14 protein-coding genes (1 of these 14 only partly in view) are annotated in these 12,646 nt (G+C 56.9%); 5 read left to right on the top strand and 9 right to left on the bottom strand.

The genetic code is table 11. The features are described from left to right. Window position 1: 1 nt before the first annotated feature. A complete protein-coding gene (crp, locus tag JFT81_RS20750; RefSeq protein WP_103304388.1) occupies window positions 2-646 on the bottom strand; it encodes a cAMP-activated global transcriptional regulator CRP in 645 nt (214 codons plus the stop codon). 237 nt (window positions 647-883) lie between these two features. Between crp and JFT81_RS20745 the strand changes: the two genes are divergently transcribed. Further along, entirely contained in the window at window positions 884-1,306 is a 423-nt protein-coding gene (locus JFT81_RS20745) for an OsmC family protein (RefSeq protein ID WP_003228794.1), read from the top strand. A 237-nt stretch (window positions 1,307-1,543) separates the two neighbouring features. Beyond that, window positions 1,544-2,338, top strand: coding sequence for an adenosylmethionine decarboxylase (gene speD / locus JFT81_RS20740; RefSeq protein WP_016983471.1), 795 nt, complete (start codon window positions 1,544-1,546; stop codon window positions 2,336-2,338). 110 nt (window positions 2,339-2,448) lie between these two features. Here the strand turns inward: speD and coq7 are convergent, their stop codons facing one another. The 6 genes from coq7 to hemJ form a co-directional block, all read right to left on the bottom strand. Beyond that, window positions 2,449-3,096 (bottom strand): 2-polyprenyl-3-methyl-6-methoxy-1,4-benzoquinone monooxygenase, encoded by a 648-nt coding sequence (coq7, locus tag JFT81_RS20735; protein WP_201228710.1) that lies wholly within the window; start codon window positions 3,094-3,096, stop codon window positions 2,449-2,451. 205 nt (window positions 3,097-3,301) lie between these two features. Further along, window positions 3,302-3,640 (bottom strand): histidine triad nucleotide-binding protein, encoded by a 339-nt coding sequence (locus tag JFT81_RS20730; RefSeq protein ID WP_127647765.1) that lies wholly within the window; start codon window positions 3,638-3,640, stop codon window positions 3,302-3,304. 80 nt (window positions 3,641-3,720) lie between these two features. Next, the gene (locus JFT81_RS20725) at window positions 3,721-4,509 is read right to left on the bottom strand and encodes an SDR family oxidoreductase (protein ID WP_042561362.1); all 789 of its coding nucleotides are present in this window, start codon (window positions 4,507-4,509) and stop codon (window positions 3,721-3,723) included. A 61-nt stretch (window positions 4,510-4,570) separates the two neighbouring features. Next, window positions 4,571-5,521, bottom strand: a complete 951-nt coding sequence (locus JFT81_RS20720) for a DUF805 domain-containing protein (RefSeq protein ID WP_201228708.1) — start codon at window positions 5,519-5,521, stop codon at window positions 4,571-4,573. A gap of 80 nt (window positions 5,522-5,601) precedes the next feature. Beyond that, complete coding sequence (locus JFT81_RS20715) at window positions 5,602-6,570, bottom strand: nitronate monooxygenase family protein (protein WP_201228706.1); 969 nt, start codon at window positions 6,568-6,570, stop codon at window positions 5,602-5,604. Window positions 6,571-6,603: 33 nt separating this feature from the next. After that, window positions 6,604-7,032, bottom strand: coding sequence for a protoporphyrinogen oxidase HemJ (gene hemJ / locus JFT81_RS20710; RefSeq protein ID WP_038363386.1), 429 nt, complete (start codon window positions 7,030-7,032; stop codon window positions 6,604-6,606). A gap of 135 nt (window positions 7,033-7,167) precedes the next feature. On the opposite strand from hemJ, the gene argC reads away from it, so the two are divergent. Next, window positions 7,168-8,202 carry an N-acetyl-gamma-glutamyl-phosphate reductase gene (gene argC, locus JFT81_RS20705; protein WP_095122659.1) on the top strand — a complete coding sequence of 345 codons (1,035 nt, stop codon included), beginning with the start codon at window positions 7,168-7,170 and terminating at the stop codon, window positions 8,200-8,202. Between the two features lie 168 nt (window positions 8,203-8,370). Then, on the top strand, window positions 8,371-8,721 hold the full coding sequence (erpA, locus tag JFT81_RS20700) for an iron-sulfur cluster insertion protein ErpA (RefSeq protein ID WP_007918905.1): 351 nt from the start codon (window positions 8,371-8,373) through the stop codon (window positions 8,719-8,721). A gap of 73 nt (window positions 8,722-8,794) precedes the next feature. Here the strand turns inward: erpA and JFT81_RS20695 are convergent, their stop codons facing one another. Together JFT81_RS20695 and JFT81_RS20690 are read right to left on the bottom strand one after the other, a co-directional pair. Continuing rightward, entirely contained in the window at window positions 8,795-9,886 is a 1,092-nt protein-coding gene (locus tag JFT81_RS20695) for an anhydro-N-acetylmuramic acid kinase (RefSeq protein ID WP_201228704.1), read from the bottom strand. A gap of 3 nt (window positions 9,887-9,889) precedes the next feature. Then, window positions 9,890-11,308 (bottom strand): peptidoglycan DD-metalloendopeptidase family protein, encoded by a 1,419-nt coding sequence (locus JFT81_RS20690; protein ID WP_201228703.1) that lies wholly within the window; start codon window positions 11,306-11,308, stop codon window positions 9,890-9,892. A gap of 212 nt (window positions 11,309-11,520) precedes the next feature. On the opposite strand from JFT81_RS20690, the gene tyrS reads away from it, so the two are divergent. Then, window positions 11,521-12,646, top strand: partial view of a tyrosine--tRNA ligase gene (gene tyrS / locus JFT81_RS20685; RefSeq protein WP_201228702.1) — the 5' portion only. It continues 80 nt past the right edge of the window; the window shows 1,126 of its 1,206 coding nt (coding positions 1-1,126); the start codon lies at window positions 11,521-11,523; its stop codon lies off the right edge, out of view.

Below are 12,646 nucleotides of genomic sequence, written 5' to 3'. Positions count from 1 at the left end.
CTTATCGCGTACCAAAGACCACCATGGTCTTACCCTTCACGTCGACCAGGTTGCGTTCCTCCAGATCCTTGAGGACGCGACCGACCATCTCCCGCGAACAACCGACAATTCGGCCGATCTCCTGACGGGTCACTTTGATCTGCATGCCATCCGGGTGAGTCATGGCGTCCGGTTGCTTGCACAGTTCGAGCAGGCAACGGGCTACGCGACCGGTTACATCGAAAAATGCCAGATCGCCGACCTTGCGTGTGGTGTTGCGCAGACGTTGTGCGATTTGTCCGCTGAGGACGTAAAGAATGTCTGGATCCTGCTGCGACAATTCGCGGAACTTGGCGTAGCTGATTTCGGCAATTTCACATTCGACCTTGGCTCGCACCCAGGCACTGCGCTCTTGTTCCTGGCCGGCCTGTTCGAACAGACCCAATTCGCCAAAGAAATCCCCGGCGTTCAGATAGGCAATGATCATTTCGCGGCCGTCGTCATCTTCAATCAGGATCGTCACCGAACCCTTGATGATGAAGTACAGCGTGTCCGAACGGTCGCCGGCACAGATGATGTTGCTCTTGGCCGCATGGCGACGGCGCTGGCAATGCATCAACAGCTTGTCGAGGTTCTTGATTTTGGGGGTTGGGGTAATAGCAACCATGGTTGTATCCCGAAAAGACTGCACGGTTATGTTTGGTTTTTTTATGAGGCGCTAGAGGTGGTCGCTACACAGGCTGGCATGGGCGCCAGCGAATTGGCGCCAGCTTAACAGACACTTCGTCGCAAATTCGAGAAATTACCTACAGGGCATGGGTATCAGTCCCAGGAAGGTCGCACGCTGCCCGGGCAAGGCCGTGTGCTAAGCTGGCGACCCTTTTTTTACAGTGGAGTCTTGGCGATGAAGGCACGCATCCAATGGGCTGGCGAAGCCATGTTCCTCGGCGAATCCGGCAGCGGTCATGTTGTGGTGATGGACGGTCCGCCGGACGCCGGTGGGCGTAATCTGGGTGTTCGTCCGATGGAAATGCTCCTGCTGGGTGTTGGCGGTTGCAGCAATTTCGACGTGGTCAGCATCCTGAAGAAGTCCCGTCAGGCCGTAGAAAGCTGCGAAGCCTTCCTCGAAGCCGAGCGCGCGACCGAAGATCCAAAGGTGTTTACCAAGATCCACATGCACTTCGTGGTCAAGGGCCGTGGCTTGAAAGAAGCCCAGGTCAAACGCGCCATCGAGCTGTCCGCCGAGAAGTATTGCTCTGCCTCGATCATGCTTGGAGCGGCTGGCGTGGCAATCACTCACGATTATGAAATCGTCGAACTCGGTTGAACCGACATTCAACTATCATAAAAGCAGTGCAGACTCTGGCGATCCCCCGCTGACGTCTGCATAATGCGCCACTTTTTTCAGGGCAGTGATCGGTCGACCGACGGATCAGCCGCCTGAACAGATAACCAAAATCGCCATCGCGAAGAGGTGTTAACCGTCCTACGCAGGTGCGTTGTTCGCACTTGACGGGCATGCTTGATCACGCGGCCGGGCCGCATACATAGAGAGTTTTTAACGGTGAAAAGCAAACTCAAGCTCCACGGGTTCAATAACCTGACAAAGACCTTGAGCTTCAACATCTATGACATCTGCTACGCGGAAACCCCGCAAGACCAGCAGGCTTACGTCGAGTACATCAATCAAGAGTACAACGCGAAACGCCTGACGCAGATTCTCACAGAAGTTGTTGAGATCATTGGTGCCAACATCCTGAACATTGCCAGTCAGGACTACGAGCCTCAGGGCGCCAGCGTCACGATTCTGATTTCTGAAGAACCGGTCACCCCGACTGAAAGCCAGATCGAAGAATCGCCGGGCCCGTTGCCCGAAATTATCCTGGCCCACCTCGACAAGAGCCACATCACGGTGCACACCTATCCGGAAATCCATCCGGACGACGGTATTGCGACCTTCCGTGTGGATATCGACGTGTCGACGTGTGGTGTCATTTCACCGCTTAAAGCGCTCAATTTCCTCATTCACCAGTTCGATTCGGACATCGTGACCGTGGATTATCGTGTGCGCGGCTTCACCCGTGACGTTGAAGGCAACAAGCACTTCATCGACCACGAGATCAATTCGATCCAGAACTACCTTTCTGAAGACACCCGCGACGCGTACCAGATGACCGACGTGAACGTGTACCAGGAAAACCTGTTCCACACCAAAATGCTGCTGAAGAACTTCGAACTGGATAACTACCTGTTCGGCGACGCCACCAGCAACCTGTCTCCTGAGCAGCGCGCTCAGGTCACCGACCGGGTGAAACACGAAATGCTTGAAATCTTCTACGCGCGCAACATGCCGACCTAAGATTGCAGGCACAAAAAAAGGCGACCTTCGGGTCGCCTTTTTCATGCCCGCCACAATTCCCTGTGGGAGCGAGCCTGCTCGCGAAGAGGCCCTCTGAAGCGATACATCTCTCAAATCCGATAAGTACTCTTGGTCATCACCTTCGCCAAAATACTCATTCCAAACTTCACCGGCGCCGGAAAACGGAAACCCCCAGCCTCCAGCGCACTCTGCGCATGATGTTCTTCATCAGTGCGCATCTGCTGCAGAATCGCCCGGGACTTCTCATCCTCCGCCGGCAACTGCTCCAGATGTTCATTCAAGTGCTTGCACACCTGGTGCTCGGTCGCCGCAACAAATCCCAGGCTGACCTTATCGCTGATCAACCCGGCCACCGCGCCAATCCCGAACGACATGCCATAAAACAGTGGATTGAGAATGCTGGTGTGGCTGCCCAACTGATGAATGCGTTGTTCGCACCAGACCAGATGATCAATCTCTTCTTCGGCCGCGTGCTCCATAGCCTCACGCACCTGCGGCAGCTTGGCGGTCAGCGCCTGCCCTTGATACAGCGCCTGGGCGCAGACTTCACCGGTGTGGTTAATGCGCATCAGACCGGCGACATGGCGGGTGTCCTCGTCGCTCATTTGCGTTTCCGGTTGCAGGATCGCTGGTGACGGACGGTACGGCTGGCCACTGAAGGGCAGCAAGGTACGCATCGCGGCATCGGCTTGCAGCAGAAGACGGTCAATTGGCGAGTAGTGACGTTGGGTAGTCATGCTGACCTCCGGGAAGAATCTCGGCGGCCAGTTTAACCGAATCGGCCGGAGAAGGTTTGCGCTGGGTCATTTGCCACTGAGTTGCAGTCGTTTCGCTTCATGTAAGAGTTGCCGAAGGCTGCGATCTTTTGATCCTGAAAGAATTAACAACAAGATCAAAAGATCGCAGCCTTCGGCAGCTCCTATACGCTGGTCGCGGTGTGTCTTAACCCGGCGGCCAGTTCATCTGGCGCTGACCGAGTACGTGCATATGAATGTGATAGACGGTCTGCCCACCCTGTTCATTGCAATTCATCACCACGCGGAAGCCTTCCTCGCAGCCCAGCTCCAGTGCCAGACGCTGCGCTGTGAACAGGATGTGCCCGGCCAATGCCTTGTCGTCTTCGGTCAGGTCATTGAGGGTGCGTACCGGTTTTTTCGGGATCACCAGAAAATGCACCGGTGCCTGAGGGGCGATGTCGTGAAACGCCAGAACCTGGTCGTCTTCGTAAATGATCTTGGCCGGGATTTCCCGGTTGATGATCTTGGTGAACAGAGTATCCACTGCTGTTTTCTCCGTTGTTTGGGCTGGCCTGAGTGTACTCATGGGGAATGAACCCGCCCAGTGTTTTGCCGTCAGGCGCTTCAGCGCGGGCAGTAAGCCTTATTGACCATGCCGACGATGGTGCGGTTGAGCCAGCGCGAACCCAGTCTCGGTAGAAACGCGAACCAGCGATTGCGCCGTCCCGGAATGATAATGGCGCGGTTTTTTTCAAGCGCGCGCACGGTGTACAGCGCAACTTCTTCTGGGCTCATCAGCATTTTGCTGTCTTTGAGTTTGTCGCTATTCAGTTGCGCGGTGCGGAAAAATGCCGTGCGGGTCGGGCCGGGGCACAGCACCGAAACCTTCACTGCGCTTTGTTTGAGCTCAACGCGCAACGCTTCGGAGAAGTGCAACACATAGGCCTTGCTGGCGTAGTAGGTGCTCATCCACGGGCCGGGATTGAACGCGGCCACTGACGCGACGTTGAGGATTTGCCCTCCACCTTGTAACGCCATGCTGTTGCCGATCGCGTGGCACAAACGGGTCAGGGCGAGGATGTTGACCTCGATCAGGTCTTGTTCGGTCATCCAGTCCTGCGCCAGGAACGGGCCGCAGGTACCGATACCGGCGCAATTCACGAGCAAGTCGATCTGCCGGTCACCTTCTTCCAGCTCCAGCAAGAAACCGGACAGGCGCAATGGCTCACCCAGGTCACAGGCACGGAACAACACTTCCACGCCAAAGCGTTGGGTCAGTTCGATTGCGATACTTTCCAGCTGATCACGCTGTCGGGCCACCAGAATCAGGCTGCGACCGCGGCGGGCCAGCGCTTCGGCCATGGCCAGGCCAATGCCGCTGGAGGCGCCAGTGATCAGAGCGTAACGGGTCATGCAATTCTCCATCGCAACAGCTCCGCGCCGTCGACGCGGTTGTCACGGCGGGGAGCGCTGTTCATTCTTTCGCAGAGTCTACAGGGGCCTGCGCCGCTTCGGCTGCCTCGTCGGCGGAATTCGCCGCGGGCTCGACTTCGACGTCTACTTCATCGGTGTTCACCGAGCCGCTTTCATAGCTGCTTTCCAGATTGCTTTCGTATTCCTGCTGGACGGCCGAGAAGCCGCCGAGAATTCCGCCAGCGAAGATCAGCGCGAAGAATACGATCCACAGTGAGCAGAGCACCTTGACCGCCGTGCTGTTTGGCGGAGGAGGCGGGCCATATTGGTTGGCGCCGGTATTGCCTGGCACAACCATGATCACGAAGGGGAAGAAGCTGCCCACGAACGGGACGAGGTTCAGCAACCAGAGCCAGCCCGACCAGCCGATATCGTGCAAGCGTTGAACGCTGAACAGGATGCTGACAATGAAAAAGCCGAGGAACAGGAAGAAGGCAAGTATGCCGCCAATGATCAGGCCTGTGGTCGAGTCACCGCTGACCAGCCCCAAAGCGATCAGGGCAAAGATGCCGATAATCGGCAACGTCACCAGACTGAGCACCATCGTCCACGCCAGAAAGCGCAGTCTGCCGATCCGGCCTTCGACGCTGAACGGCTTGAGCACGCCAAACGCTGGAAGGCTTTCACCGACATTGGCCCGCGGCGGCGCATAGGGGGATTGCGGTTCGGTGGGGGCAGGGGTGTGGTCGTGGACGTCTGCCAGGTTGAGTTCGATGGTTGTTTCGGGCTCTAGCCGGGCGTCGATGCCGGTTTTGCTCAGCGCCTGCAGATAAGCCTGTGCATCGCTATGGGGCAGGTCGCGTTTGAGCGCGACGGTGCGACCATTGAACAGGCGTTCGATGGCAGCGACATCACTTTTGAACAGATCGGCCAGATTGAGTTTGGCGGTGGTGATATCGACACCGGGCTGTAGAGCACCGTCGAAAACGATCTTGTAACGGGGTTCGCTCATGGCCGAGGCATCCTTGTCGCGAGTAGATTTCAAAAGTCATCAGTGTAAGGCCAGTCCACAAACGACTGGCCGGTTTTTTCTCAGCGCGGCCAGCGTTGCGGTAACTGCGCGGCGCGCTCCTGGGCTCGACGATATTCGGCATCAAGGCGAGCGATCAGTTGATCCACGCTTGGCAAATCATCAATTTGGCCGACGCCCTGACCCGCCGACCACACGGTCTTCCAGGCTTTGGCTTCATCGCTGATCGGTTTGAGCTTGTCGCCGAAATTCACTTCGCCCTTGCCTTGCAATGCGGCCATGTCGAAACCCGCCGCTTCCAGGCTTTGTCGCATGAAACTGGCCGGCACTCCCGACACCGCAGGAGTATGAATGATGTCCGCTGCCTTGGCTGTCAGCAGCATCTCCTTGTAGGCGTCAGGCGCATGACTTTCGGTGGTGCCGATAAATCGCGTACCGAAGTAGGCCAAATCCGCACCGAGCAGTTGTGCGGCCAAAATCTCATGGCCATGGTTCAAGCATCCTGCAAGCAGCAGCGTCTTGTCGAAGAATTCACGAATCTCGGCGATCAGCGCAAATGGGCTCCATGTGCCGGCATGCCCCCCCGCGCCAGCGGCGACCGCGATCAAACCATCGACACCCGCCTCAGCAGCCTTTTCGGCATGACGGCGGGTAGTGACATCATGAAAGACCAGGCCGCCATAGCTGTGCACTGCGTCGACCAGTTCCTTCACAGCGCCGAGACTTGTGATGACGATCGGTACTTTGTGTTCGACGCAGATGTTCAGATCAGCCTGTAAGCGCGGGTTGCTGTTGTGAACGATCAGGTTCACCGCATATGGCGCAGGGTTCTCAAGTGTCGCCAGTCCCGCTTCGATCTGTTCCAGCCAGGCTTTGAACCCGCTGCTTTCACGCTGGTTCAATGCTGGAAAACTGCCTACCACGCCATTTCGGCAGCAGGCGAGTACCAGCTCAGGGTTGGAAATCAGGAACATCGGCGCTGCCACCACAGGCAGACGCAGACGTTGTTCGAGCAGAGCGGGCAGCGACATTGTGAATACCCCAAAGATCTGTACTTGTTGAAGTTAGAACGGCTTGACCACGACCAGAATTACGATAGCCAGCAATATCAGAACCGGCACTTCATTGAACCAGCGATAAAAGACATGGCTGCGGGTGTTTTCGCCACGGGCAAAACGTTTTACCTGCGCACCACACATATGGTGGTAACCGATCAACAGCACCACCAGAGTCAACTTGGCGTGTATCCAGCCGCCCATGCTGAAGATGCTCGGATTCAGATAAATCAACCAGCCGCCGAAGATCAGCGTGGCAATCATCGCCGGGCCCATGATGCCGCGATACAGCTTGCGCTCCATGAGGCTGAAGCGTTCTTTGCTGATCGTGTCTTCACTTTGTGCGTGATAAACGAACAGTCGCGGCAAGTAGAACAGTCCGGCAAACCAGCACACGATGCTGACAATGTGAAAAGCTTTGATCCATAAATAGAGCATTTTTAGTTATTCCCAGGTTCACGGTAGCCGGGATAGTAGAGGCTTGAGCGTCCGCACGTCACCTTGACGGTTGTCGCAGGCGCGCGCGGCCCCTATTATCGACGGCTTTCCAGTGGGTTCGTTGAGGGCAGGTTTATGGTCAAGGTCGGTATCGTCGGCGGCACGGGTTACACCGGTGTCGAACTGCTGCGTCTGTTGGCACAGCATCCGCAAGCGGAAGTGGCTGTCATCACTTCGCGATCCGAGGCCGGTCTGGCCGTGGCTGACATGTACCCGAACCTGCGCGGTCACTATGACGGCCTGGCCTTCAGCGTGCCGGACATCAAGACACTGGGCGCTTGCGATGTGGTGTTCTTCGCTACTCCGCACGGGGTCGCTCATGCGTTGGCGGGTGAGTTGTTGGCGGCGGGCACCAAAGTTATCGACCTGTCGGCCGACTTCCGTCTGCAAGACGCTGAAGAGTGGGCCAAGTGGTACGGTCAGCCTCACGGCGCACCGGAGTTGCTCGACGAAGCGGTTTATGGCTTGCCTGAAGTCAATCGCGAGCAGATCAAAAAAGCCCGTCTGATCGCAGTACCGGGTTGCTACCCGACCGCTACGCAGTTGGGTTTCCTGCCGTTGCTTGAAGCAGGTCTGGCCGATGCCTCGCGTTTGATCGCCGACTGCAAATCCGGTGTCAGCGGTGCCGGTCGTGGCGCGGCTGTAGGTTCTCTGTACTCCGAAACGTCGGAAAGCATGAAGGCCTATGCGGTGAAAGGTCACCGTCATCTGCCGGAAATTCGTCAGGGGCTGCGTCGTGCGGCGGGCAAGGATGTCGGCCTGACGTTTGTCCCGCACCTGACGCCGATGATCCGTGGCATTCACTCGACGCTCTACGCGACCGTGGTTGATCGGTCGGTGGATCTGCAGGCGCTGTTCGAAAAGCGTTATGCCAACGAACCGTTCGTCGATGTTATGCCGGCGGGCAGCCATCCGGAAACCCGTAGCGTGCGCGGCGCCAACGTTTGCCGCATTGCGGTTCACCGTCCGCAGGATGGCGATCTGGTGGTGGTGTTGTCGGTGATCGATAACCTGGTCAAAGGCGCGTCGGGTCAGGCGGTGCAAAACATGAACATCCTGTTTGGCCTGGATGAACGTTTTGGTCTGTCTCACGCCGGTATGTTGCCGTAACACTTTAAACCGCGTAGTGAAAAAGGCCCGAATACGGGCCTTTTTGCATTCTGAACAGTTGGTCGGGTTTATTGATATACCGTAACAATAGTTGACCGATTTTCTAGGACAAGCGGATAATGCGCGTCATCACGCATTATGGCGGCGTAACGCCGGGAGATAGTCAGCATGAGCGTCGAATCCTTCACCCCCACGGCTTTGCAATTCACCCAAGGTGCTGCGCACAAGGTGAAGAGCCTGGTCGATGAAGAGGGGAATGATCGCTTGAAGCTGCGCGTATTCGTTACGGGCGGCGGTTGTTCAGGGTTTCAGTACGGTTTCACCTTCGATGAAGATGTGGCCGATGACGACACCATCGTCGAGCGCGAAGGCGTGAGTCTGGTGGTCGACCCAATGAGCTTTCAGTACTTGGCCGGTGCCGAAGTGGACTACCAGGAAGGTCTGGAAGGTTCGCGCTTCGTGATCAAGAACCCGAACGCCACCACGACTTGTGGTTGTGGTTCTTCGTTCTCGATCTGATCGCGTTTCGCTTCAGATAACAAAACGCCGCAGAGCCTTACGGTTCTGCGGCGTTTTGTTGTGTGCGATTTAATCAGGCTGGATAGATGGCGCCAAGTACCCGAAGGCCGCGGGCGCCGGTGACGCTTGGGCGGTTGGCGGCAATGCCTTCGAGGCAGCAATGGGCCAACCAGGCGAAAGCCATGGCTTCGACCCAGTCCGGGTCAACGCCGTGGGTCGCGGTAGTGGCTACTTTCGTATTCGGCAGCAATTCAGCCAGGCGTTTCATCAGCGTGGCGTTATGTGCGCCGCCGCCGCAGACCAACAGTTCCTGAGTAGCGGCTTGAGCGCTCAGCAGCGACTCGGCGATGGTCAGCGCTGTCAGCTCAAGCAGCGTGGCCTGGACGTTTTCCGCAGCCAGGGTTGGCAGGCTTGAAAGGTGTCGTTCCAGCCAAGGCAGGTTGAACACTTCGCGACCTGTGCTTTTCGGGCCTCTGGTGACGAAGAACGGGTCGCTCAGCAATGCTTTCAGCAGGGTTGGCTCGACCGTGCCGGTGGCTGCCCACTGTCCGTTGCGGTCATAGTTTTCGCCACGTTGCTGATGAATCCAGGCATCCATCAGAACATTCCCCGGGCCGCAATCGAAACCGGCTACAGGCTTGGTCGGCTCAATCAGACTGAGATTGCTGAATCCGCCTACATTCAAGACCGCTTGGTTGCCGGTACGCTCTTCGAACAAAGCCTCGTGGAAGGCAGGTACCAAAGGCGCCCCTTGACCACCGGCGGCCACATCGCGACTGCGGAAGTCGCTGACCACGGTTATGCCGGTCAGCTCTGTCAGTAGGGCAGGGTTGCCGATCTGCACGGTAAAGCCGCGCGCTGGCTCGTGGCGAATGGTCTGGCCATGGCTGCCGATTGCGCGGATCGCTTCAGGTTTGAGGTGTTGCTGATCGAGCAGGGCATGAATGCCCTGCGCGGCGAGTTTCACCCAATTCTGTTGGGCGATCGCCGAGCGGGCGATTTCATCAGGGCCGCTGGCGCACAAGCCAAGCAGCTCGGCGCGCAGGGATTCAGGCATGGGAATGTAGTGCGTGGCGATCAGCTTGATCGCCGAGGTCTGTTCGATCAGGGCAATGTCCAGACCGTCGAGGCTGGTGCCGGACATCACGCCGATATACAAGGCCATGGCTTAACGCTTGCTCGAAGCCAGCATCGTGGCCTTCTCTTGATCCATGCGTGCCATCAATGGCTGGCTCTGCGCGAGGAATCGGGCGCGTTCGGCTTTGGCGATCGGATCGGCCATTGGCAGCTTCTGACCCAGTGGATCAACGTGAACGCCGTTGACCTGGAATTCATAGTGCAAATGCGGGCCGGTGGACAGGCCGGTGGTGCCGATGTAGCCAATCACCTGACCCTGTTTGACGGTGCCACCGGTTTTCACGCCTTTGGCGAAGCCTTGCATGTGGCCGTACAGCGTCCGGTAGGTGTTGCCGTGCTGGATGATCACGGTGTTGCCGTAGCCGCCGCGACGTCCGGCGAGTAGCACTTTACCATCACCGGCAGCCTTGATCGGCGTGCCACGCGGCGCTGCGTAGTCGACGCCTTTGTGGGCGCGGATCTTGTTGAGGATCGGGTGTTTGCGGCCCATGGAGAATTTCGAGCTGATGCGGGCGAAGTCCACCGGAGTGCGGATGAATGCCTTGCGCATGCTGTTGCCATCGGCTGTGTAATAGCTGCTGTTGCCTTGCTTGTTGGTGTAACGCACGGCGGTGTAGGTCTTGCCACGGTTAGTGAAGCGGGCGGACAGTATCGGGCCATTGCCGACAGCCTTGCCGTTGACCACTTTTTGCTCGTAGATCACGTCGAATTCGTCGCCCTGGCGTATGTCCTGAGCAAAGTCGACGTCGTAGCCGAAGACGCTGGCCATGTCCATGGTCAGGCTGTGGGACAGGCCTGCGCGGGCGGCGGACTGCGACAACGAGCTGTTGATTACACCGTGTACATAGGCGGTGCGAACGGTCGGCTTGGCGGTAATACGGTTGAACGCATAACCCTTGGCATTCTTGGTCAGGGTAATGGTTTCGACGTCGCTGACCTTGCTGTGCAGGCTGGTCAGTTGGCCTTCCGGGTTCAATTCGAATTCGAGCTTCTGCCCGTGTTTGAGTTGGCTGAACTGTTTGGCTTGTTTGTCGCTGGCGAGTACTTCATGTACGGCCGCTGCCGGGAGACCGACCTTCTCGAACAAGGTCGACAGAGTATCGCCCTTTGAAACGACTACTTCACGATGCCCTGGCGCTTTCGGCTTTTCGGCAACTGCCGCCGGCGCAGCTTCAGCGGTTTGCGGCGCATCTTCGTCACTGTTTTCAATTTGAGCAAACGGAGAGGCTACTGGCTCATTTGTGGCTTGAGTGGCTTCAGCAGCGTCTTGATCTTGTGTCAGTTGTTCAGCAGGACTTTCCAGTTCAAGGCTCAGGGTCGTCTTTTTGGCTTCAACATCACTGGAAGGGAATACCAGGAGTGCCAGGCTGAGAAGTGCGGCGATTCCACTTGCGGCGAGCAGGTGGGTCTTCGGGTAAAGCGGCGGCGCTTTAGACGGTTCTGTGGTCATAAGTAATTTTGACTTTGAAATATGATGAATTGGAAAAGATGAATGACATGATGAAGATGAAATAACTGTATAAAATATAACCAAATCATCTCTGAAGCAAGTCTACAGACACCGCGTTTGTGGATTGGTGTCCGTGCGCCGGGCAAAACTTGTAATTGGTGCACGATCTTGTATGGTTGGTTCCCTTTGAATCTGAGCCTTGCGGGTCTGTTATGAAGTCGGTTGAAGAACAGCTAGCGCTGATTAAACGTGGTGCGGAAGAACTATTGGTCGAGTCCGAGCTGATCGAGAAGCTCAAGCGCGGCCAACCGCTGCGTATCAAGGCTGGTTTCGATCCGACCGCTCCGGATCTGCACTTGGGTCATACGGTGCTTATTAATAAGCTGCGCCAGTTCCAGGAACTGGGGCATCAGGTGATCTTCCTTATAGGTGACTTCACCGGGATGATCGGTGATCCGAGTGGCAAAAGTGCTACGCGTCCTCCGCTGACGCGCGAACAGGTTCTGGAAAACGCTGAGACTTACAAGACTCAGGTATTCAAGATTCTCGATCCGGCGAAAACCGAAGTTGCGTTCAACTCCACCTGGATGGATCAGATGGGGCCGGCGGACTTCATTCGTCTGACTTCGCAGTACACCGTTGCTCGCATGCTCGAGCGTGATGACTTCGACAAGCGTTACACCACCAATCAGCCAATCGCCATTCACGAGTTTCTTTATCCGCTGGTTCAGGGTTACGACTCGGTTGCTCTGCGTGCGGATGTCGAGTTGGGCGGTACCGATCAGAAATTCAACCTGCTGATGGGGCGTGAGCTGCAGCGTGGTTATGGTCAGGAAGCTCAGTGCATTCTGACCATGCCGTTGCTTGAAGGTCTGGATGGCGTGAAGAAGATGTCCAAGTCGTTGGGCAACTACGTCGGCATCCAGGAGGCGCCGGGTGTCATGTACAGCAAGCTGGTTTCGATTCCGGATGCACTGATGTGGCGTTACTTCGAGCTCCTCAGCTTCCGTTCGATGGATGAGATCAACGCGTTGCGTGCTGAAGTAGAGGCAGGCGCCAATCCGCGTGATGTCAAAATCAAGCTGGCGGAGGAGATCGTTGCGCGTTTCCATGGTGAGGAGGCTGCGGCCAATGCTCACCGCGCTGCGGGCAATCGTATGAAGGATGGCGAGCTGCCGGATGATCTGCCGGAGATCGAACTGGTTTCGGCTGAAGATATGCCCATTGCAGCTGTCCTTAATAAGGCAGGTCTGGTGAAGAACTCGGCAGCGGCACGAGACCTGTTGGCATCTGGCGGTGTGCGCGTTGATGGTGAGGTGGTTGATCGCTCCTTTATAT

The sequence above is a fragment of the Pseudomonas sp. TH43 genome (assembly GCF_016650635.1).
Lineage (GTDB): Bacteria > Pseudomonadota > Gammaproteobacteria > Pseudomonadales > Pseudomonadaceae > Aquipseudomonas.
This window is presented reverse-complemented; position numbering and strand designations above follow the sequence as displayed.